This is a genomic window from Kitasatospora sp. NPDC059803, from assembly GCF_042732255.1.
Lineage (GTDB): Bacteria > Actinomycetota > Actinomycetes > Streptomycetales > Streptomycetaceae > Kitasatospora.
In genome coordinates, this window is the sequence record NZ_JBHWIJ010000079.1 from 1 (window position 1) to 21,446 (window position 21,446).

The 21,446-nt window shown below is 68.8% G+C and carries 15 protein-coding genes; 6 read left to right on the top strand and 9 right to left on the bottom strand.

Features of this window, described 5'->3' with window-relative positions; all coding sequences use genetic code 11:
* Positions 1–293 precede the first annotated feature (293 nt).
* Positions 294–740, bottom strand: a complete 447-nt coding sequence (locus ACFV6I_RS15510) for a DoxX family protein (protein WP_380425629.1) — start codon at positions 738–740, stop codon at positions 294–296.
* A 397-nt stretch (positions 741–1,137) separates the two neighbouring features.
* Between ACFV6I_RS15510 and ACFV6I_RS15515 the strand changes: the two genes are divergently transcribed.
* Positions 1,138–2,253, top strand: a complete 1,116-nt coding sequence (locus ACFV6I_RS15515) for a hypothetical protein (RefSeq protein ID WP_380425631.1) — start codon at positions 1,138–1,140, stop codon at positions 2,251–2,253.
* Between the two features lie 74 nt (positions 2,254–2,327).
* On the opposite strand, the gene ACFV6I_RS15520 is transcribed toward ACFV6I_RS15515, so the two are convergent.
* Together ACFV6I_RS15520 and ACFV6I_RS15525 are read right to left on the bottom strand one after the other, a co-directional pair.
* The gene (locus ACFV6I_RS15520; protein ID WP_380425633.1) at positions 2,328–3,125 is read right to left on the bottom strand and encodes a DUF2785 domain-containing protein; all 798 of its coding nucleotides are present in this window, start codon (positions 3,123–3,125) and stop codon (positions 2,328–2,330) included.
* 193 nt (positions 3,126–3,318) lie between these two features.
* Entirely contained in the window at positions 3,319–4,011 is a 693-nt protein-coding gene (locus ACFV6I_RS15525) for an alpha/beta fold hydrolase (RefSeq protein ID WP_380425635.1), read from the bottom strand.
* 212 nt (positions 4,012–4,223) lie between these two features.
* On the opposite strand from ACFV6I_RS15525, the gene ACFV6I_RS15530 reads away from it, so the two are divergent.
* Positions 4,224–4,376 (top strand): hypothetical protein, encoded by a 153-nt coding sequence (locus ACFV6I_RS15530; RefSeq protein ID WP_167745906.1) that lies wholly within the window; start codon positions 4,224–4,226, stop codon positions 4,374–4,376.
* Here ACFV6I_RS15530 and ACFV6I_RS15535 read toward each other — a convergent pair.
* On the bottom strand, positions 4,373–5,569 hold the full coding sequence (locus ACFV6I_RS15535) for a ricin-type beta-trefoil lectin domain protein (RefSeq protein ID WP_380425637.1): 1,197 nt from the start codon (positions 5,567–5,569) through the stop codon (positions 4,373–4,375). The genes ACFV6I_RS15530 and ACFV6I_RS15535 overlap by 4 nt on opposite strands.
* A 476-nt stretch (positions 5,570–6,045) precedes the next feature.
* On the opposite strand from ACFV6I_RS15535, the gene ACFV6I_RS15540 reads away from it, so the two are divergent.
* From ACFV6I_RS15540 to ACFV6I_RS15550, 3 genes are all read left to right on the top strand, one after another.
* Positions 6,046–7,227, top strand: a complete 1,182-nt coding sequence (locus tag ACFV6I_RS15540) for an acyl-CoA desaturase (protein ID WP_380425639.1) — start codon at positions 6,046–6,048, stop codon at positions 7,225–7,227.
* A 71-nt stretch (positions 7,228–7,298) separates the two neighbouring features.
* A complete protein-coding gene (locus ACFV6I_RS15545) occupies positions 7,299–8,489 on the top strand; it encodes a glycosyltransferase family 4 protein (RefSeq protein WP_380425656.1) in 1,191 nt (396 codons plus the stop codon).
* Positions 8,490–8,536: 47 nt separating this feature from the next.
* Positions 8,537–9,493: an alpha/beta fold hydrolase gene (locus ACFV6I_RS15550; RefSeq protein ID WP_380425641.1), complete on the top strand. Its 957-nt coding sequence runs from the start codon at positions 8,537–8,539 to the stop codon at positions 9,491–9,493.
* Here ACFV6I_RS15550 and ACFV6I_RS15555 read toward each other — a convergent pair.
* Positions 9,438–9,938, bottom strand: coding sequence for a carboxymuconolactone decarboxylase family protein (locus ACFV6I_RS15555; RefSeq protein WP_380374012.1), 501 nt, complete (start codon positions 9,936–9,938; stop codon positions 9,438–9,440). The genes ACFV6I_RS15550 and ACFV6I_RS15555 overlap by 56 nt on opposite strands.
* Before the next feature lie 63 nt (positions 9,939–10,001).
* The gene (locus ACFV6I_RS15560; protein ID WP_380425643.1) at positions 10,002–10,382 is read right to left on the bottom strand and encodes a transposase; all 381 of its coding nucleotides are present in this window, start codon (positions 10,380–10,382) and stop codon (positions 10,002–10,004) included.
* 139 nt (positions 10,383–10,521) lie between these two features.
* Here ACFV6I_RS15560 and ACFV6I_RS15565 point away from each other — a divergent pair, with 139 nt between their 5' ends.
* Entirely contained in the window at positions 10,522–11,013 is a 492-nt protein-coding gene (locus ACFV6I_RS15565; protein ID WP_380425658.1) for a tyrosine-type recombinase/integrase, read from the top strand.
* Positions 11,014–11,360: 347 nt separating this feature from the next.
* Here ACFV6I_RS15565 and ACFV6I_RS15570 read toward each other — a convergent pair whose 3' ends face one another.
* The 3 genes from ACFV6I_RS15570 to ACFV6I_RS15580 form a co-directional block, all read right to left on the bottom strand.
* Positions 11,361–12,095, bottom strand: a complete 735-nt coding sequence (locus tag ACFV6I_RS15570; RefSeq protein ID WP_380425645.1) for a hypothetical protein — start codon at positions 12,093–12,095, stop codon at positions 11,361–11,363.
* Between the two features lie 471 nt (positions 12,096–12,566).
* Positions 12,567–13,094: a hypothetical protein gene (locus ACFV6I_RS15575; protein WP_380425647.1), complete on the bottom strand. Its 528-nt coding sequence runs from the start codon at positions 13,092–13,094 to the stop codon at positions 12,567–12,569.
* A 23-nt stretch (positions 13,095–13,117) separates the two neighbouring features.
* Complete coding sequence (locus ACFV6I_RS15580) at positions 13,118–21,190, bottom strand: ricin-type beta-trefoil lectin domain protein (protein WP_380425660.1); 8,073 nt, start codon at positions 21,188–21,190, stop codon at positions 13,118–13,120.
* Positions 21,191–21,446 lie beyond the last annotated feature (256 nt).

Genomic DNA, 21,446 nt, shown 5'->3' on the forward strand with positions numbered 1-21,446 from the left:
GCGAGCAGACCGCGAGCGGTGTAGGACAGCCGCCGGTACTGCAGCATGGTGTTGGGCAGCACGGTGAAATCGCGCACGTGGGCGCTACGATGGACGCGCATCGGGAGGTTCGCTCCTGTTGCCGGACCCCGGAGCGTTGGCGCGCTGCCGGGGTCACCTATTTGTGGTTAGGCCACGGAACGTACCACAACTACCTGACACACCAAGCGCGTTGACGCCAGCGGCCGGATCATATTCAAATCCTCCCGCCGACGGCCGGCACAAAGTGCGGCCAAGACCCCGCAAGCACCCGGTCAGCGCCGGCGGCCGAGCAGCTCGGCGGTCTCGGCGCGCCGGTTCCAGGCGATGACGGCCAGCGGCACCATGAAGATGAACGGGGTCCCGGCGTTCTCGCCGTGCATCGCGGTGAGCTGGGTGACGAACGCGAACACCAGGAAGACGATCAGCGCCATGGCTGCCGGCCCGGCCAGCCGGCGGACCAGCAGGCCGACCGCTCCGGCCAGCTCCACCAGCCCGGTCAGGTACATGAACCAGTGGCCCACACCCATGGCGTCGAAGACGGTCGTGGCGGCGGGGATCGCGAGCAGCTTGGGCAGCGCGCTGGCCACGGCGAAGAAGAGCGCCAGCAGGATCCGCAGCGTCCAGACCACCCGGATCACGGCCTTGCTGGACTTCGTGGCGGCGGTGGTGACGTTGGTAGCGGCGGTAGCAGTGGCGGTGGCGGTAGCGGTGCTGGACATCTCAGGTCTCCCCGGTCGGCTGTCGTTGCTTTCCCAGGTATGACCGCCACCACCGCCCGAACTCATCGGTCCCGGAAGAAAAATTTTCCGGCAGCCCCAACTCCAGTGCCAGCAGCCCGCCGACGGCCTGCCGACGGTCCACCGCCCGCCGATCAGCCCGGCCCGATCGCCCTCGACCTCTTCGCCGAACTCAGGGTGTGCCGCCGCGTCGGCGGCCGGTTCGGCCACCGCGGCGTTGACCGTCAACGACGAGTGCGCGCAGAGCACACTGCGGAACCGCACGGCAACTACGGTTCCTGCACGGCCAGAAGGTCGAGTCCTCGAAATCCCCGGTGGCCACCCCGGCACGTTCGCCAGGGGAGGGAGCCGAGGGATCCTCAGCGAAAGGAAGCCCGAAGTGCACCGGACAACTGCGCACCAGCTGCGACGGACGACGGCGTTGCGCCGGATCGGGGTCGGGATCGGGTCGGGCCGGGTCAGGAACGTGATCGCGGCCACGCTGACCGGAAGCGTCCTGCTCCTGGCCACCCCGGCCCCCGCCGGGGCGGTGGAACTGGACTGGCGGGGCGTCGGGGTCAGCAGCCTGTCCTACATGAAGACGGTGACGGTCAACGGCAACACCTACGACGTCACCAGGGGCCTCGACAACGGAATCTGGTTCCGGTTCAACAACGGTGCCTGGCAGCCGCTGGGCGGCTTCCAGGCCCAGAGCTACTACTCCCCCGCCATCGTCCAGTGGCAGGACCGCGTCATGGTCGCCCACCAAGGGGTGGACAACCAAATCTACTGGACCGCCGTGCAGAACCCGTCCGCGAACCAGTGGGAACCGTGGCACCGCATCGAGGGCGACGCCGCCGCCTGGGGCGGCATCTCCCTGGAGAGCCTGGGCAGCACCGTGCTCTTCGACTGGGCGGACGTCAACGGCCTCTACCGGATCACCAGCGTGCACACCCGCCCGGACGGCACCCGCTCGCAGACCGCGATCAGCTTCCCCAACAGCCAGTGGCACGTGGGGCCGCAGGGAAGCGGCACGACAGGCACCCGGCGACCGAGCCCGATCATGGCCTGGAACGAGGCGGCGGGCGGCGAGATGGAGCACATCTACCTGGTCGGAACCGACAACCACGTCTGGCAGATCTGGCGCAACCCCGCCACCGGGGCGACCGGAGCCGCGAGCCAGGTACCGGGCGGGGCCGTGTGCATCTCCGGGGTGTCGGCCGCGCGGATGGGGTACCAGGACTACACCGTCGCCCCGGGCGACCCCCAGTACGCCAACCAGCGCCGACAGATGCTCGCCTGCATCGGGGCCGACGGCTACGTCTGGATCAACACCTCCTCCACCGGCGGTGACACCTGGGACGGGTGGCACCAGCCCGCCGGCGCCCTGGCGCCGTCGACGGACACCCCCGCGATCAACGCCACCGTCAACGAGTTCAGCATCGACATCAACTGGAACGGAGCCCGCAGCGGTCTCTTCCCCGACCACGCGATCGTCGAGAAGACGATCCGGTAGCGGGACGAGGGCACCGCGGGCGACGGCGAGGAGGCCCGGACGGCTCGCCACGTGGGGCATGGGGCGTCGGGCTGTCAGCCGATGGACTTCGCGTCGTCCGCCAGCACTTCGACGAGCCGCCGCTTGACCGCGTCGCGATGCGGGACCTGCCGAGGCGGCTGCCCCGGCTGCGGCGGGACACCGAGGTCGGTGAGGAGGTAGAGCATCCGCAGGGTGCGCAGCGCGTTGGACACGTATGTCGGGGTGGTGCCCCGGGCCACGGCCCGGAAGTCGGCGCCGATGTCGTCGAGCCAGGCGACGGACTGGTCCGCGGTGAGCTTCGGGTTGGTGAGGGTCAGCGCGATCGCGCGGGCGAGCCGGTCGTCCTCCCGTTCGGCGTACAGGTAGTCGGTGGGCGCGAGGAGCCGCGCGGTCGCGAGGTCCAGCATCTCGACCGGCTCGACCTCGCGGTGGCGGCCGAGGGCGCCGAGCAAGTCGGCGCCGTGCGCCACGGCGTGCAGCCAGCCCAGCTGCGCGTCGTGTCCGCGCAGGTCGCTCTCTGCGGGGTACCAGCGGGTGAACGCGTCCAGCCATTCCTGGCGGAGGTCCCCGCGGCTGACGATCATGTCCAGGACCAGCGGAGCGAACGTGCGGGCCTGAATCGGCGAACCGGCGGCGAAGCGGGCCGCCATGTCATCGCCCAGGCGGATCCGGCGGTCGCCGTCGATGACGTCACGCTCGATCCAGGTCCGCAACACGACGTACGGGTAGCCGTCGCGCACCTCCGGGTCCGGATCCCGCAGACACTCCGCCAGTTCTGCGGTGAGCTCGTCCAGATCGCCGCCCGGGGGCACCGCACATGCATCGGAGTAGATCTTGTACCAGTCAGTCACGAGCAGCGAGGCTAGCCCGCCGCAGACGGCCTGACCAGTGATTATCCGGATCCTCCCACGGCGCCGACCGTAACGGCAGCGGCCTCGGCCTCGGCCTGGGCCTGGGCCTGGGCCGGAACCAGGACGGGCGCGGGCGGCCGACGGCCTGTTCGCCGCCCGCGCGTCGGGTGGTCCGGATCGGGCGGCCGCGCCGTCAGCTGTCGGCGGCCTGCCGGATGAAGTCGGCCACCGCGTCCGGCCGGGACACGTAGACGGCGTGGCTGCCGGACACCGCGGAGGTGCTGGCGCCGGCCCGCTCGGCCATGGCGTGCTGGGCGGGCGGCGGGATCATCCGGTCGTCGGCCGCCACCAGGTACCAGCTCGGCTTGGTGCGCCAGGCGGGCTGGGAGACGGCGCCGTTGAGGGCGTCGACGCCCCAGGGGACCTGGGAGTCGGCCATGAAGGCGGCCAGTTCGGCGGGGACGTCGGCGGCGAACGAGGCGGCGAACTCGTCCCGGTCGAGGAAGAGGAAGCCGTCCCTGGGCGGCAGGATCGGCGGCACCGGGGCGCCGGGCGCCGGGTCGGCGATCAGGCTGCCCACCGACTCGCTCTTGTCGGGGGCGAACGCGGCGATGTAGACGAGGCCCGTCACCTTCGGGTGGTTGCCCGCCTCCGTGATCACGGCGCCGCCGTAGGAGTGGCCGACCAGGACGGCCGATCCGTCGAGGCCGTCGAGGACGTGGTGGACGGCGGCGACGTCGCCCTCCAGCGACAGGGTCGGGTTCTGCACGATGCTCACCCGGAACCCGGCCCCGGTCAGCCGCTGATACACCCCCTGCCATCCGGAGCCGTCCACGAACCCGCCGTGGACGAGGACGATGTTCTTGCGGTTTTCCTGCTCACTCATCGGTTCTCCCATCGCCGCCTGGTGCATGACGTTGCGTCAGAGCAGGTTAGTGGCGACCCCGGGCGCCCGCGTCCGTCATCCGACGTAGTTCGAGCCGAGCCGAGCCGCGCCTCACACCGCACCGCACCGCACCGGACTGGGCTCCACCGCACCGGACGGCACCGAACCGGGCCGGTGCACCGGAGTGGGAAGTCGGCCGGGCCGACTTCCCCTTGCAGCCCATCGCCGCCGGCCGCTACCACGACCGCTTCGAACTCCGGTACGGCCAGTGGCAGTTCGCGGAGCGCCGGGTCCGCCTCACCCTGGTCGGCGACGTGAGCCGCCACCTGCGCGTAACCCCCGACCTCACGGGACAGGAAGGCTAGGCATCCGTCCGCACGACCGCCGTGAGGGTCTGCTCAGGGCTTCCGTCGGCGGGCCGCGCGGTCACCGGGTCGCTGTTGCGCCCCGCGGTGCTGGAGGTGAGCGCCCAGCCGGCGGGGTTGACCACGGCATGGCGGGCACCGTCGTAGCTCCACCGCTGGGCCGCGGAACCGTCGCAGGCGGCGCGCACCACCTGGCCGCCGACGGCCGCGGGTGCGGCCAGGCACTCGTTGCCCTGGGCGGTGTGCAGGCTGCCGTCGCGGGCGAAGACGAAGAGCTGGTTGGCGTTGGGCGTGGTGGCGCAGCGGTAGCTGATGGCGCCGTTGGCGCCGCCGCGGTCGAGGCAGGCGCCGTTGGCGAACCGGAGCGGCCAGCGGGCGGACTGGCCGAGGCCGAGTTCGGTGAGCAGGGTGCCGTCGGGCTGCTTCCGCTGGCGGATCATGTCGTCGCAGGCGCCGCCGGTCGAGGTGCCGGTGTTGGTGGCGGTGAGGGTGCCGCCGTTGCCGGTCATCGGGCCCCAGCGGTTCTCGGAGTACGCGTTGTCGTTGCAGGCGTAGGCGGGCCTGTTCCAGTCGAAGTACTCCACCCAGCTGTTCCAGTCGTGCTTGATCTGCTGCGACTTGGGAAGCAGGACCGAGCCGAGGACGAAGGAGGTGCCGGCGGTCTCGTCGGTGACGGTGGCCGTCACCCAGTGGGTGGCGGGGTCGATCCGGACCTGGAAGGCGTACGTGTGGCCGGTGACCGGGCGGCCCTGGTTGACGGTGCTGTTGGCGCACTGGAGGTGCTGGCCCTCGCCGGTGCTGTTCCAGCAGTGCGAGCCCTGGGTGCCGTCGGCGAACTGGAGCTCGGTGTCGGCCCAGGTGGACCAGTTGAACAGGCCGTCGTTCTGCTGCTTGTCCTGGAAGCCGATGTAGGAGAGGTTCCCGTCGAAGTTGAACTGGCTCGACCAGAAGACGTCGCCGTCGCCAGGGGTGGTCACCACCGTGTTGCGGAAGGTGACGTCGGTGAGGACGGTGTCGCCGGCGATGGTCCAGTAGGAGTACGAACCGGGCGTCTGGCCGTAACGGGGCTGGGCCGCGGCGGCCGGCGCCGCTGGCCCGGCGACGGCCGGGACTTCTCCGGCGGGCAGGCCGGCGAGGGCGAGACAGGCGAGCGGCAGCGCGCACATGGCGCGGCGCCGGGAGACGTGCGACATCCGTTGCTCCTGACAGGTCAGCGGCGGCCGCAAGCCGTCGGCGCCGCACGGATTCCCCAGCGCGACCCTCACCCACCCGGTCACGGTCCGCAACACATGAGGTCGCCAGGAGTGATCGGGGGCCCCGGAGATTCCACAGGCACCGATCACCCATTCGACTGATCGGTGCAGGCCGCCTCTCCGAAATGATCGTTCCGGGGCGAGCGCGCATCCTCCTCGCCGGGGCGCCCTCCCCCGGCTCGGCTCAACCACACCGAACCGTGCGAAAACCGAATGGGCGATCGGCGATCGGACGCACAGCGGAGCAGCCGGGCCCGCCGCCACCCGATCGGGCCGCCTCCGACCGCGACACGGCGCAGCGCCGCGACAACGGCGGTCCGGATGCGGAAGGCTGACGCCACCCTGCCCGGGGCCTCGCGGTGCGGCTGCCACGGCCGGCCGGAGCGACCGGAGCGACCCGAGACCGGAATGGTGGCATGACCGTTCAGGACACCCCACCCACCGGGACCACCCGGCGCGGCGACTTCGCCGAACTGCACCGGCGCGTCTCCGACGCCGGTCTGCTGCGCCGGCGTCCCCTGTACTACGCGGGCCGGAGCGCCGCGCTGTTCGCCGCCCTGGCACTGCTCCTGGCCTGGTTCGTCGTGCTCGGCGCGAGCTGGTGGCAGCTGTGCCTCGCGCCCCTGTTCGCTTTTGTGATCGGCCAGTTGGCGCTGCTCGGGCACGACGTCGCCCACCACGCGGTGTTCGCCGGCCGGCGGGCGACCGACCTGGCGGGCATCGTGCTGGGCAACCTGGTGGTCGGCATGAGCTACGGGTGGTGGGTGAGCGACCACAACCGGCACCACGCACACCCGAACCGCGAGGGCCACGACCCGGCCGCGGACTCTCTCCTCTTCGCCCGGACCACCGAACAGGCAAGCCGCACACGGGGATTGAGGCGGCTCGCGGCCAGGTACCAGGCAGAACTGTTCTTCCCGCTGCTGTCCCTCCAGGCACTCGGGCTGCTCGTCGCCACCTGCCTGACCCTGACCCGCGGCACCGTCCGGTACCCGGCCCTGGAACGCACGCTCGCCGCGCTGCACTACGCCCTGGCCGCAGCCCTGCTGGCCGTCGTCCTCGCGCCGCTCCAGGCGCTGGCCTTCGCCGTGCTGTTCGGGGCGGTCCTCGGCGTGTACCTGGGGTGCATCTTCGCGCCCAACCACAAGGGCATGCCGATGACCGGCCCGGACGCGGAGCGTGCCGACTTCCTCCGCCGGCAGGTGCTGCCGTCGCGCAACCTGCGGGCCGGCCGGTTCGTCCACTTCCTCTTCGGCGGGCTCGGCTACCAGATCGAGCACCATCTCTTCCCGGCCATGCCGGTCGCGGCGCTGCGCCCCGCCTCGCGCATCGTGCGCGACTACTGTGCCCAGGTCGGCGTGCCGTACAGCGAGGCGGGCCTGATCGCCTGCTTCCGGGAGATCCTGCGGGACCTGCGGGCCATCGGCCGCTCCCTCCCCGCCGACCCGGCGCAGTCGGCCCCGCCGACCCGACCGACCGACCCGGGGCTGGCCCGACCGACCGACCCGGGGCTGGCCCGACCGACCGACCCGGGGCTGGCCCGGCCAACCGCCCCAGAGCCGCAGGCCGCGCCCGAAGCGGAGGCGGCGGCACGGTGAGCGGAGTCCTGTCCGGGCCGGCGGCGCGCACCGCGGACGGCCCGGCCCCCGGCGGCGAACGGCTCCGCGTCCTGATCGTCACCGAGTCCTTCGCCCCGCAGCTCAACGGTGTCGCCCACAGCGTCCTCCGGACCGCCGAACACCTCCTCGCCCGAGGCCACACCCCGGTGGTGGTGGCACCCGCTGTACGGGCACCAGCCGCGCGGGCCGCGCGACGGCACGCAGGCGACCTGCGCCGCGACCTGCACCGCGACCTGCGCCGAGAGCAGGCGTACGGCTACGAGGTGGTCCGCGTCCCGTCGGTGCCACTGCCCGGCTACCCGGAGGTGCGGGTCGCGCTCCCGGGGCGCGGGGTGGCCGACGCCATCGAGCGGCACCGCCCGCACGTGGTCCACCTGGCCAGCCCGTTCGCGCTCGGGGCGGTCGGCGCCGCGGCGGCCGACCGGGCAGGGGTCCCGTCCGTGGCGGTCTATCAGACCGATCTGGCCGCCTACGCCAGGACGTACCTGCCGGCGCTGGGCGCGGCCGGGCCCCGGCTGGCCTGGTGGCGGCTGCGACGGGTGCACACCTTGGCAGCCCGGACGCTGGCACCGTCGCAGGCTTCGCTGCGCGCCCTGCTGGCGCACGGCATCCCCCGGGTCCACCTGTGGCCGCGCGGCGTCGACTGCACCCGGTTCCACCCCCACCACCGTGACGAGACCCTGCGCCGGCGCCTCGGCCGCCCCGGAGACGTCCTGGTCGGGTACGTCGGACGCCTGGCGCCGGAGAAGCACGTCGACCGGCTGGCGGAGGTGTCCCGCATCCCGGGGGTCCGGCTGGTGGTCGTCGGAGACGGCCCGTGCCGCGCCCGGCTGGAGACCGTGCTCCCGGACGCGGTCTTCCTGGGGCTCCGGTCCGGACACGAACTCGCCCGGCTCTACGCCTCGTTCGACACCTTCGTCCACGCGGGGCCGTTCGAGACCTTCGGCCAGACCCTCCAGGAGGCCATGGCGAGCGGGCTGCCCGTCGTCGCCCCGGCGGCCGGCGGGCCGCTCGACCTCGTCCGCCCGGGCCACACCGGATTCCTCGTCCCGCCCGGCGCGGCGGACGGGTTCCGGGAGGCCGTCGAACGTCTCGCCCGCAACGACGAACTGCGGGCGGCGTTCGGGCGGGCGGGGCGTGCCGCGGCGACGCAGCGCAGCTGGGAGACGGTCGGCGACCTCCTCGTCGAGCACTACCGGCTCGCCCGCACCGAGACGGCCGGGCCACCCCTGCGCCGCTGAGCAGGTCGGCAGGAGAGTGCGGACCCACCCCGAAGAAACGGACCTCCATGCACCACCCCCTCGCCGCCGAGTACGTCCGCAGCCCCGCTCCGGCCGCCGGCACCGCCGTCTTCCTGCACGGACTGGGCGGCTGGACCCACAACTGGGCCCACCTGATCGACCTGCTGCGGACCTCGGCGCACTGCCTGGCCCTCGACCTCCCGGGCTTCGGAAGGTCGGCGCCCCCGCCCGACGGCGACGTCACCGTCGAACACCAGGCCGCAGCCGTGGCCGGCCACCTCGACCGCCACCTCGACCGCGACCGTCACCCCGGCCATCACCCCGACCGGAACGGGCACCGCCGCGTGCACCTGGTCGGCAACTCGCTCGGCGGCCTGATCGCACTGCGCCTCGCCGCCCAACGGCCCGACCTGGTCGCCACCTTGACCCTCATCTCGCCCGTGCTGCCGACGTTCCCGCCCGCCCCGGCCCTACGGGTGGCCCTGCTCGGCCTGCCGGGCGCGCCGCGACTGCACGCCCGCCTCCTGGCCGCCCAGAGCCCCGACCGCCAACTCGACGACCTCTACCGCCTGATCTACGCGAACCCCGCCCTCGTCGGCGCCGAGCAACGGTCGGTGGAGGCACGCGAGCGCCGACGCCGCGCCGAACTGCCGTACGCGCAGGACATGCTGGCCGAAGGAGTGCGCTCGGTGGTCCGCGCGTCCCTTCGACGGGGCGAGGCCTCGGCCTGGCACCTGGCCCGCCGCGTCACCGCCCCCACCCTGCTCGTGTACGGGCGGGACGACGCCCTCGTCCCCTTCCGTACGGCGCCCCGGGCCTACGCGGCCTTCCGCGACGCCCGCCTCCTCACCCTGCCCGGCGTCGGCCACGTCGCCATGCAGGAACGGCCGGCCCCCGTGGCCACGGCGATCCGCGCCCTGATCACCGAGGCGAGCCCGCGCGGCACCGTCACTGCGCCGGGATCGGGCGCACCGGGTGCTTGCTCAGGATCGACACGCGGTTGAAGGCGTTGATGGCGATCGCCACCCAGATGACCGCCGAGATCTGGTCGTCCGTCAGGACCTCGCGGGCGACACCGTAGGCGGCCTCCTGCGCGACGGCGTCCGACGGATCGGTGGTCACCTCCGCCAGGGCGAGCGCGGCCCGCTCCTGCGGCGTGAACAGTTCGGTGTCGCGCCACGCCGGCAGCGTGCCCAGGCGCTGCGCGGTGTCGCCGGCCTGAAGAGCGGCCCTGGTGTGCACATTGAGACAGTAGGCACACCCGTTGATCTGGGACACCCGCAGATTGACCAGCTCCACCACCCTGCGGTCCAACCCGGCCTCCGCCGCCCCCGCCCCGGCAGCCTCGGCAGTCGCCCGCAACGCCCGGTAGGCCTGAGGGCTCTGCTTGTCGATGAACACCCGCCGGCGCACCGGGGCAGCGGTCACATCGGTGGTCACATCACTCACGGGAACTCCTCTGACGGATCAGCAGATCAACGGATCACTCGTGGCCGGCATGTCACCACACCATCATAGTTGAAAGTGAAACCACTTTGGAAGGCGAAAGCGGCAACCCCGAAGGCCACAACACGAGCCCGGCTCTCCGGCCGAGGCCCCTCTGCAGGCCCCGGCCGCGTGCTGGTGCACACGCACGATCGCGGAGTCCACCGAGACCACCCAGTCCAGGTCCCCATCGACATCGGCCCGGGCCATCAGCGCGACGAACACCCGTTCCCAGGTCCCGTCGACGGCCCACGTCCGCAGCAGGTTGTAGACACCCCGCCAGTTGCCGCACTTCTCCTGCAGATGCACCCACTGCGACCCGGCCTGGAGCTTGAAGGCGATCGCGTCGATCACCTCACGGTGGTCACGCCACCGGCCACCGCGCTTCGACGTTCGGTCCGGCAGCAACGGCTCAATTCACGCCCACTGCGCGTCAGTCAACGGCACACCCAGACCAACGACCAGATGATCCAAACGAAACTGCCTAGACCTCGAAGCCGGCACCGCCACCATCCGCCGCTCCCCCCAGCGCGCCAACACCGACGGCCTGACCACCCTCCCCACCAAGACCCTCAGCTCCGAACGCCGTATCGCCCTGCCCGCTCCCTGCCTGCGCTCATTGCCCGACCACCTCGACCAGCAGGCCCAAGAATGGGAGAAGGCTGGCGAGAACTGGAAGGAGAGCGGTCACGTCTTCACCCCGCCCGACGGCCACCCGATCGAACCCGCCACCTTCACCCGGCACTTAAAGGCGCTCCTCCGCCGAGCGGGACTCCGTCAGATCCGATTCCACAACCTCCACCACTCGACCGCGGTCCTCCTCCTGGATCAGGGCGTCGAACTCCTCGTCATCAACGAAATCCTCAGCCACACCCACATCGATGCCACCGCCACCGTCTACGCCCACGTCCGCCTCCGCCTCCGCCTCCAATGCGACGCCATCGATCTCCTCAGCCGCACGCTCGGCCAAACCTCCGAGGCCGTAATCGAGCCCGACGACGGCGACGACCCACCGCTCTGTGCGGCACCCATCCTCTGACGTTGCCGTCAAATACTGCCGTCAAGAGCCCTGGGAGCCCCGCCGAATAAGCTCGGCAGGGCTTCCAGGCCTATTAGCGCCAATGTCGGATAGAAACTCACTCCCACACGAAAGCGAGCGGGCACAGCAAGGCTAGGACCGTCACCCACATGCCCCCAGGTGGGCAGCCCATCGAGCTGCCCACAATTCCCAGGAAGGGTCGAATGCTACCTTAATTCCATGTCGGTGCTTGAGATGCGACAACCCCATCAGAATAAGTCTAATGAGAGCAATGATTATAGGTCGCTAATTTCCCAACCAGTCTCAATTTGGAAAATCGCGGCGCCGGCAGCGATGACCATCCAGGGTCAATCCGCCAGATGTGAGACTTGCCGCACCTGCTCCGCACCCAGGTGCCGCACATCCCAAAGCAGCGCAGCAGTGTCGATAACTTCCTCAGGATGCCTGCGGCTTGCCGAAATTTGCGGCATGCCCGCCAAAGAAGCCAGAACAGTGACTGGAACGCCGAGAACGGCCGCGAACCCATCGAGAAGATCAGGGTCAAGTTCCTTGACGCCACGCCCTATCGCCCCAATGGTTGCAGCCGATAGATAAACATCAGACATCAAATACATCACCTTGGCCGCCGAAGACCATCCCAGATTTCGGAGGGCGAGCATTCGCACAAAAATCGATCCGAAACCCGGAGGGTACTGCTCAAATGAGCGCATCTTCCCGGGAGGGGCAATATGCGGCACATCGGCCAGAGATCGGGCGTAGTCCCGCAATCGCCGGCGGCTGGAAGCGGGCAAGGTGAGTGCGCGCTGCACCAGTTTGGGGAGCGCACGACTGGCCGCCTCGTCGAAGTGTAATGCATCGTCCGGAAGAGCTAGACCCGCAACGAGGAAGAGGTCATGTCTCTGCATACCGACCTGCCCCGCCAGTCGACTGAGAAATTCCTCGCGAGAGGGTTCTCCAGCATGAATTGGTGACAGCCCGCCGTTGGTGCGTTCGATTTCGCCTACGGGATCGACCCCCTGAATATGAGCGAGGCGCGCAAGGAGTACGTCAGGGCTGGGGCATGCCGGAAGTTCCATTGTCACCGCCACATGGAGATAGGTAGTCCTACGGGGTTTTCAAGCCCAATGGGGGCAGCCTCCACGAGACTGCCCCCCACCAGAGTTCGCTAGTTCAGCGGCCCGGTAGGCCCAGAATAGTAGCTCCAGACATCGTCCGCGAATTCCCACCCGTACCCTTGAAGGCTCTACGGGTGACATCAATCAATGGTGTGTGCCCTGGAGAATCCGTCGGGCGATGTGGCCGGTCTGCGCCATTGCCGGGCAGATCACCGAGCCGTGGAATCCCATAAATTGCATTCGGGTGCAGTCGTTTATCACACTGCTGGGCACTACTGCGACGGGCTCAGCTGGACGAGGACCAACGAGACTGCGGAACCGCCTCGGCCAGCACCAACCAAATATCGTAGCCGTCGAAGCAGCCGTCAGCTTCATACCTACAGCCCTTGGAGTCGCGTTCAAGCACTGCGACCCCAAGGGCTGAGATAATACAGACGACTACTGCGGATTAAACGCCCCGACCCAAAGGTTCAACTCGGAGCGAATTTCACCTTCTGAAATTGAATCACGGATACTTTCCAACGTCCGCATGATCTTCCTCAGCACAGCAAGATCAGCGATCCGAAGCTTAGACCCAGGATTCCCTTCGGAAAACTCTCGAACCTCATTCGCCACAGATTGAACGTTTTCGCCAGAGTCGACTAGCTCATCAAAGACCCTAGCGCAAATGTCATTCGCGTCGCCAAAATCATCACTGCCATCAAGCCATGCAGATACCTGGACTTGGACTCGACGCGCTAGAAGTTCCACTCTCCTGATCAATCCAGAATCGGCCGCAGCATCCAGGATGGACACCAAGGCTCGCGCCCACTCAATAGGCTGCGGGCCAGCATCGTCTGCCACAGAGAGCGTCAGGCACGAACTGCACGCAGAGATCGCCGCTGTCCACCAGCCAGCGGACGCCTCAGAAAGATCGTCCCTGGCCAGCAGCGCAGCGAACCCACTAGGGCTGTCAATGAGGAACACGTCCTCAGGCGACGGAAGAGCCATTACCCACCTCCAAGCAAGCTGAACGGCGTTGCGAACACATCGATGCCAGCTCGCCCAAATGCTGCTTCGCCTATCGGTAGCACCGAATCTTCAGGAGTGAAGTGACCACTCCAGTTGGTTATAGAGGTGCCGAACAACTCATCAAGCTGTCCGGATCCCGCCGATAGGACCGACTCGCCAGGCTGCGCAAGTACTGTGTGAGCCATTTCAATCCGAGGCCATCCGCCTGATTCTCCTCCAGCATGAGCGGACATTACCCTTAGCTCTTCACCAGCAGAACCCCTGACAACGGCCCACTTAAAGTCGGTTTCCCCGCCCAACGCAGCCTGCAGGCCGCTCAGTCCGGTTCCATCACCAAGCACAGTGGGAACGACACCTCGCTGTGCTGCTGCCTTCCGCTCAAGGGCCTGCTTCGCCGGGCTCGCATTATTTGTGAGCTCGCACTCATTGTGCACCAAGATCGGGGTGCTGCCTGCGAGCACATAGTACGTGTGCAGCTGCGAGACGGTCAGGTTGTACATCCGTGCGCGGCCTTCGATGGCGCGGACGGTGGTGACGACGACGCGTTCGCCGGTGTCGGCCTTGAGTGCGTGGCCGGGGGTCAGCTTGCCAGCTGGCACCCAGGCGTGATCGGTGTCGTCCCAGAACGGATGGTTGGCGGTCGTCTTGATCGTGCTTGCGGCACCATCGGTCGTGACATCGAGGTCGATCAGATCCTCGTCGTCATGCACCAGTTGGGCGCTGACGGTGCGGCCTCCATGGTCTGTGGCCGTACCTTGATCCGCAGATTCGACGACGTCGCCGACCCTAATGTCGCTGATCGGCTTGGCCGAACCGTCGGCCATGAGAACCCGAGTGTCAGGTGTGAAGCTACACGTTGTCCCGACGGGCTGCTCTGGCGAGGTCGAGCTGGGCTTCGGGGTGACTGGCGCCTTGGGGTCAGACGGCCTGGTCTTGAGACGGTTGGGTTCTTCCGGTGCGGGAACCGGGCTCGAGGGCGAGCTCTTGGGAGTGCTCTTGGACCCGAGCTTCGCGAATGCGTTCCTGATGCCTCCGGCGTCCTCAACGGCCTCTAGCGCATACCTCAATCCCTTCACGCCCAACTTGACGAGCCCGTAGCCGTCAGCCGCGATTTCAACGACGGTCTCGGTCACCTCGCCAGCGACGTACGCCTTGTCGTCGTGGGGGATGCCGAAGGCGTCCGCCACCGGGTGCTCGGAGGGCTGAATGGGAGTGATGCCGGGGAACACCGAATAGCCACCGGTTTGCTTGGCGACCTCTCCGTTGATCCCGGCCAGGATGTTGTTTCCCGCCGTGTACGGGCTGTACTTCGCGAGCCAGCCGGCCGCGCTGTCCACTGCGCCTGCAACAAACTTTCCCGTGGCCTTGAGCCACCCTGGCCACAGGCCGCTGGGGTCGCTGAGGGTGATCGGATTGTCGTTGGCGTAGGTGTATCCGCCCATCTGGCTGGGGTTGCCAGGTTCCAGGAGCGGGTCCGCCGTGAGGAAGCGGCCGAGCGTGGGGTCATAGTTGCGGGCGCCGAGCAGGTTGAGGCCGCTGTTCGTGTCCACGGGTTTGCCGAGGTAGCCGTGATTGTCCGCCCACGATGCGGGGACGGTTCCGCGGGGGCTTCCGTAGGGATCGAAGGCTCGCCGGGTGATGGCTTTGCTGGCTGCGTCGATCTGGAGGGTGGAGGTGTTCTGGGGGTTGGTCAGCTCGTAGGTGAGGCCTCCGGCGCTGGAACGGACGATGCTGGTTCCGTCGGGCTGTTGGTAGTAGCGCTTGCCGGTGACGGCGGCGCCGTCGACTGAGAGGGTGAGTTGTTCGGCGCCACCGAACAGGTAGAGGACGGTGCCGTCGGGGCCACGCTGGATGAGCAGGTTGCCCCTGGCGTCGTACAGGTACCGGGAGGTGCTGTCGCCGTTGGACGTGGTGACGGTTTCGGTGCGGCCTTCGGCGTTGTAGGTGAAGGCCTGGGTGGTGCCAGCGGTGGGCTGGGTGCCGCCAGGTCCCCATTTTTGGTTGGGGCCTTGGTTGCAGGTCCATAGAGCGACGCGGGTGCCTGCGGTACTACTGGTCCCGGGGATGTCGAGGCACAGGCCGGACGCCTTGTTGACCAGGGCGCCGTCGGTGCGGGTGCGCCACTGCTGGCTGGCATCGTTGGTGTCGCAGGTCCATAGCTCGATCTGTGCGCTGGAGCCGGCATTACCTCCGGTCGGGCGGGCGCAGGTGCCGAGGACGCGCACGGTGCCGTCGGTGCCGATGGCCCAGTTCTGCGCTTCGGTGCCATTGCAGGTCCAGGTCTGGACGGCTGTGCCGTTGGCGTTGTGGGCGCCTGCGGCGTCGAGGCAGAGCGGCGTAGTGCCGGTCGGAACGGCGGAGGGCAAGGTGGTGGTACTGGTCGTGGTTCGGGAGGTGGTGCTGCCTTCCGTGTCGTACTGCGGGGTCAGGGTGCTCGTGTAGCTGGGACCGGTAGGAGCGTTGGCCGTGGCGGGCCACTGCTGGTTGGCGCTGCCGGTGCAATACCACAGGCTGACCGGGGTACCGGGGTTCTGGTTCCAGCCGGGGAGGTCCAGGCACAGGGTGGACGCGGTGTGGACGAGGGCTCCGTTGGCGCCGTCCTGCCACTTCTGGCTGTCGCTGCCGTCGCACGTGGCCAGCTCGATACCGGTGCCCGCTCCGGCGCTGCCGCCGGCCGGGCGGGCACACTTTCCGAGTGCCCGTAGGGTGCCGTCACCGGGGCGGGTCCATTTCTGGGCGCCCGTGCTGTTGCAGGTCCACGTCTCGACGGGGGTGCCGTCGGCGGTGCGCGCGCTGGTGACGTCCAGGCAGAGCCGTGCGCCTCCGGTTCCCGCCATGGCCGAGGTCAGGCTGCTGGTGGGGGTGCCAGTGCTGGTGGTGACAGTGGTGACGGTGTTCGGCTTGGCAGCCGGGGTACGACCGTCGCCCGGGTAGACGCTGGTCTGGGTGACGTCGCGGGCGGTGTCACCGGTGACATCGCGGCGGACCTGCTGGGTGCGGTCGCCGAGCATGTTGTACTGGAAGCTCTGCCAGTACGGTGCCGGACCGCCCAGCGAGTTGAGCCCGACGGTGCTGTTGTTGCAGTGCGAGACCTGCCCGGCGCCCGGGGAGGAGACGCTCCCGGTATCGCTCCACGCTTCCACGAGACGGTTCAGACCGTCGTAGCGGAAGCACTGGGTATCGGACACCTGGTCCGTGCCACCGGAGGACTGCAGCTCGGAGGTGCTGGTGCGGTTTCCGACCTGGTCGTAGCCGTAGCTGGTGAACGAGATCGGGTTGGCGTCGGCCTGCTGGAGCTTGACGCTGCTTGTGGTGAGCCGGCTGGTGGTGTCGTCGTACGTCCGGGCCGTGCGCAGCAGGCCGCCGCGGTCGCCGTACTGGGAGAGCAGCAGTTGGCCGAGTGCGTTGTAGTTGGCCATGTCGAGGAGCGCAGCGGTTTCGGTGCCGCTCTGGACGACCTCGCCCTGGAGGTCGAGGGTGTAGCCGAGAGTCTCGGCGGGCAAGCCGCCGTCCGCGTTGTAGCTGAATCCACCGAGGAGACCGATGTTGTCTGTGTAGCGGGCGGTCTGGGTGTAGTCGCCGGCGAGCTTGCCTTCGGCGGCGGGGATGGAAGTCGTCATGGAGGTGGGCTGGTAGCGCGTGGTGTAGCCGTTGATCTTCTGTACGTATGTACTGCCCGTGGCGCCACCGGCGTAGCGGGTGGTGGAGGTCGGGAAGCCCTTGGCGAGGGTGTCGTAGGTGGTGGAGGCGAGCAGTTTGGACTGGTCACCCGTGTCGGTGCCCTCATAGCGACCGATGACGCGGCCGAGCAGGTCGTAGGCGAGGGAGAGTTGCTTGCCGCGGCCGTCGGTCGTGCTGGTGACGTGACCGAGGTCGTCGTAAGCGGTCGTTGAGGTGCCGGCATCGGGATCGGTCTGGGACGTGCGTCGGCCCTGGAGATCGTAGGCGTAGGTCCAAGTGTTGCCGACGTTGTCCGAGATGGTGGCGAGCTTGCCGCGCTGGTCGAAGGTGTAGCGGGTGGTGGCGTCGCCGGTGCTGCCGCCGTGAAGGACGGAGGCGGTCGTCCGGCCAAGGGCGTCGGTGTAGACGGTACTCGGGGTGCCGCCGCTGGGCGGGGTGGAATCCGTCCGGTCGGCGCCCGGGTAGGTGGTGGTGGTCTGCCACAGCTCGGTGCCCTTGGCGTAGAGCTTGCTGGCGACTTTCCGGCCGGTGCCGTCGTACAGGTAGCGGGTCTGGGAGGGGACGGTGTTGTCAGCCTCCTCGAACAGCGTGGTGCCGGGTGCGGTGAGGGGGTCGTACCAGGCCGCGGTGGCCTTGGTCACCTGGCCGTGGCTGTCGTAGCGCGTGTGGGCCAGGAGGCGACCTTGGGTTCCGTTGGCCGGGGTGGACTGAGTCTGACGGGGTTGCAGGAAGCCGTCGTAGATGGTGGCCGATGTGGTGTAGGTACCGTTCTCCAGCTGTGTGTTCGTCGTGACGCTCGGGGGGTTGGCGCGTGTGGACGGGGCCGGGTCGACGCCGTGCATCTCGTAGCTGAAGGTGCGGTCCGCTTTCTTGTCGGCGTCCTTGCTGTTGCCGGGGAGCCAGATGGCGGTGCGGCGGCCGAGTGTGTCGTAGACCGAGTCCGTGACCCGGCCGTTGGCGTCCACGGCGCGGGTCACCAGGCCGCGGGCCGGGGATACGACGCTCTTCGCGGTCCAGCCCAGAGGGTTGGTGGTGGTGACTTCGGTCGGGAGGAGGCCTGTCGCCGGGGTATAGGCGGTGCGGTTGACCGCACCCGCGCCGTCGATGCTGCGGACAGCGCGACCGTAGGCGTCGAATTCCTGTGCGGCCAGGGTCTGGTAGGCGGCGTTGCCCTGAGCGTCGTAGGCCTTGACGGACTGAGTGGCGGTGACGAAGCCGGCGGTCGAACCGTTCTGCCCAAGAACGCCCGGCGGCCCGGGGTTGTTCAGATCAGTGTTGCCGTCGTAGATGAGCCTGCGGTCGCTGACGGTTGTGGAGGAGGACGGCTTGGTCCCACAGGGGCCGGCGAGGGTCAGGACCCCGCTCGGATAGGCGAGCATCATCGGGTTGGCCGCTGGGGGCGTCGCATAGCTCGTGGTGGTGCAGCTCTGGTCGGCCGTGGTGGTCACATCCGGCTGTGACTCGACCTTGACGGGCCGTCCGAAGCTGTCGTACGTGGTACTGGTGCGGGCGGTGCGCCACGTCGCTTGATCGGACAGCAGCGAGCTGGAACGCGAGCCGATCGACTGCACCCGGCGGGCCTCAAGCCTTGGGAGCGCCGACAGCAACCCTCCGTCCTTCGAACTCCACGCCGTCCTGTCCCGGCTGGTGATGACGGTGCTGACAGGCGTGTCGGTGAACTGCTTGGCGATGGCGGTGCCGCCAGCCTGTGTGTAGGTGACGGATTCCTGCGCCGTGCCGGCCAACCAGGGGCTGTCGACGGTTTCCTCGCCGAGGGAGTTCTTCAGCTTGACGACCCGGCGGGAGCGGTCCGCCTTGTAGTCATCGTTCATGCCCTGCAGATAGGAGACGGTGGTCTGGCTGACCAGGTCCGGACTGGCGCCGTCCGTGGTGGTGACGGTGCGATAGCCGCGGAAGTCGTTCCAGGTGCGGTACCGGTCGTCGGTCAGGTCGGAGTCGTCCCGGTGCCATGCCGCGCCACCACCGTAGGTGTAGGCGGTCGTCCGAGCCGGGGAGTTCGCCTTGGTGGTGTCCGAGACGGTGACCTTGGCGACCAGCGTCTTGTGGAACCAGTCGGCGACCGGCGCAGCCCCGCCCGGGGTGGTCCAGTACACCGGGTAACAGGCCATCGTGTTGCCGTCGGCCGAGGCGGGCATGGTGCCCTTGGTCCGGGAGCACTCCGGGTCGCGGTAGGTGACGGCGATCGAGGTGCCCGACTCGGTGTTGATCCCGATGATGCGAGGCCGGTACAGCGGCAGCGAGGACACGTCCGAGCTGTCAACGCGGTTGTCCACCTCGGTACCGGCGAAGGTGACCGGGTCCAGGGCGATCTGGCCGCTGCCGCCGGCCGAGGTGTCCTGAGCGGTGTGCCGGATCTGGGACAGCCACATCACCGACTGCAACGAGCCGACGTTCTGCTTGTCCGGAGTCTTTCCGGTCACCGGATCGTAGGTACCCCCGGCAGCGGAGAACAGGTGCGTGAGGTCGTACCGGTCGACGTTCTGCCAGCCGCTCTGCGTGCGCAGCTCGGTGCGGATGGTGCTGAGGCGCTTGGTGGACCAGAAGGTCGGCGAGGCGAGACGGCAAACGTTGGATCCCGTGCCGCTGGTGGTCCAGCCGTCCTGGCAGGCCAGGTCGAACGGGACATCCGGCCAGTTCGAGGCCGTGGCCGCCGACAGGTTCTCCGGCTTGCAAACGGCATCGGAGACCGTGCACCGCTCGGCGGTGTCGAAGTTCACCCGGGCGGACGGCTCGCGGCCTGCGAGCGCGTCAGCGAGCTGGTAGCCGTAGGAAACGCGGGCGAGGTGGCCGCCACGAGAGTAGGGGACCAGGATGCCGGTGCCACTGGCGCTGCCCATGGCGTACCGGTTGGCCTCGGCGGCCCAGTCGTAGCGCTGGAGGTTGCCGTGGGGGTCGACCACGAAGTCCAGGTTCCAGCGCCATCCGAGCTGCTGGTCGCACTGGGAATCCTTGCCCTTGGCTGCGCTGTAGCAGGGGTCGCCGTTGTTCGGGTGGTACACCGGTACGGCCCAGGCACTGTTGGTCGCGCCATCGCCGGTGGTGCCGGGGGCGTGGTTGAGACCGAAGTAGTAGGCGGTGCCGTCCGTGGTGGTGACCTTGAAGTACTCGCCCTGCCACAGGCCGTTCGCCGCGCCCGTCAGCCGCTCGATGCGGGTGCCGTCATCACTCTGCAGGTGGTACAGGCCATCTGCGTCCCGGATCAGTTCGCCATTGTGGGAGCCGAGGGCGAGCGTGGCGTTCCATCCAGCCCAGCACTCGTCACCGGAATCCTTGATGCCGGCGTTCTTGCAGGACTTGTAGGAGCGTTCGAGGAAGCCGGGGCTGTAGGACCAGCCGTCACCGATCCACGAGGCCTGCGAGTTACGGGCGGAGGTCTCGCCGTCCACCGACTGCGAGTTGTACGACAGCGTCACTTCCGGGCCGGCCCCGGCCAATGATGGCGGAGTGGTGACCGGGTAGCCGTAGGTGAATGCGCCGGAGGAGCTCTGTGACCACGAGCCGGACGCGGACAGGTCGGTCGCCGTGTAGGACCCCTGGGAGCTGCCCGTGTCGGAGACTGCCGCGACCGCCATTCCGCCGCTGGCCGCGTCCGGGGAGAGCACGTAGTCGAGCTTGGTCGCGGGCACCTCGCCGGGTGCGGTCTTCGCGGCCGTGCTGGCGTCACCGGGCAGGGCGATGGTGCCGCTGACCCTCTTTGCCACAGGGTCGACAACCGACTCCAGCGGCTTTCGGGTGCGGCACTCCGACAGCTGGGGCGTGGTCAGCGCGCAAGCCGGCATCGCGACCAGGTGCAGCCGGGAGGCCCAGCCTCCGCCGAAGGCGTCGGCGATCCCGCTGTAGTCGAGTGAGACGTCCAGGCTTGCGGCTTCCTTGCCGCCGTCCGTGCGCTGGAGGGCGACCAGAAGACCGTCGACGTTCGCCTTCTCGGTCTGGGGCCGGTCAGCGACCTTGACCTCGACGCTGCCTGGCGGGGCGGCCGGTTCAGCGTCTGCTGCGGCCCTGGCCTTGGCACCGACCTGATCGGGGTGGGCTGCGGCGATCAGGACGGGGGTCGCGCCGGCCCGCGTCTCGGTGCTGGGCGCCCTGTCGGCGCGGGTGTCCTGGCTGGAGCCGGCCTTCGTGAGGTCGACGGAGACGGTAGCAGCTGCGGGCCAGTTGACCGGCCCGCTGTGGTGGACGGTCAGTTCCCGTGCCCCGACAGGGTGCGGCAGCGCCTTCGACTCGCCCTTGCCGTCGGCATCGTGGCCGCTGACTCGTGGGAGCTGGGGGATTTTCTCCTTGCTCTGGTCGGCGGCGTACGCACGGCCTAAGCCGACGTTCTCACCTGCGAGCGGGACCACCAGTGCCATCACGGCGGTGAGTGCGGCAACGGTGAGCGTGTTCCGTCGCCTGCGACCCCCTCCCCGTTCACGGTGGACGAACCAACTCAAACTGGGCTGCACGCATACCCCCACGTTCGTGAATTCGTAATGGGCCTGGGACCACTTGCAGATGGCAACCACAGCTCGCCCAACATGACGGCGGGAACCGTATTGCCAGACTCTTGGGCAACGCAATAGCGTTCGGCTGCGATTGGCAATCGAATTGACGATCAGTCAGCTGACG

Bases quoted from the DNA above. Each gene is read 5' to 3' on its own strand.
- ACFV6I_RS15535 (WP_380425637.1), bottom strand. From the start codon at position 5,569: ATGTCGCACGTCTCCCGGCGCCGCGCCATGTGCGCGCTGCCGCTCGCC.
- ACFV6I_RS15510 (WP_380425629.1), bottom strand. From the start codon at position 740: ATGTCCAGCACCGCTACCGCCACCGCCACTGCTACCGCCGCTACCAAC.
- ACFV6I_RS15580 (WP_380425660.1), bottom strand. From the start codon at position 21,190: ATGGCACTGGTGGTCCCGCTCGCAGGTGAGAACGTCGGCTTAGGCCGT.
- ACFV6I_RS15525 (WP_380425635.1), bottom strand. From the start codon at position 4,011: ATGAGTGAGCAGGAAAACCGCAAGAACATCGTCCTCGTCCACGGCGGG.
- ACFV6I_RS15550 (WP_380425641.1), top strand. From the start codon at position 8,537: ATGCACCACCCCCTCGCCGCCGAGTACGTCCGCAGCCCCGCTCCGGCC.
- ACFV6I_RS15540 (WP_380425639.1), top strand. From the start codon at position 6,046: ATGACCGTTCAGGACACCCCACCCACCGGGACCACCCGGCGCGGCGAC.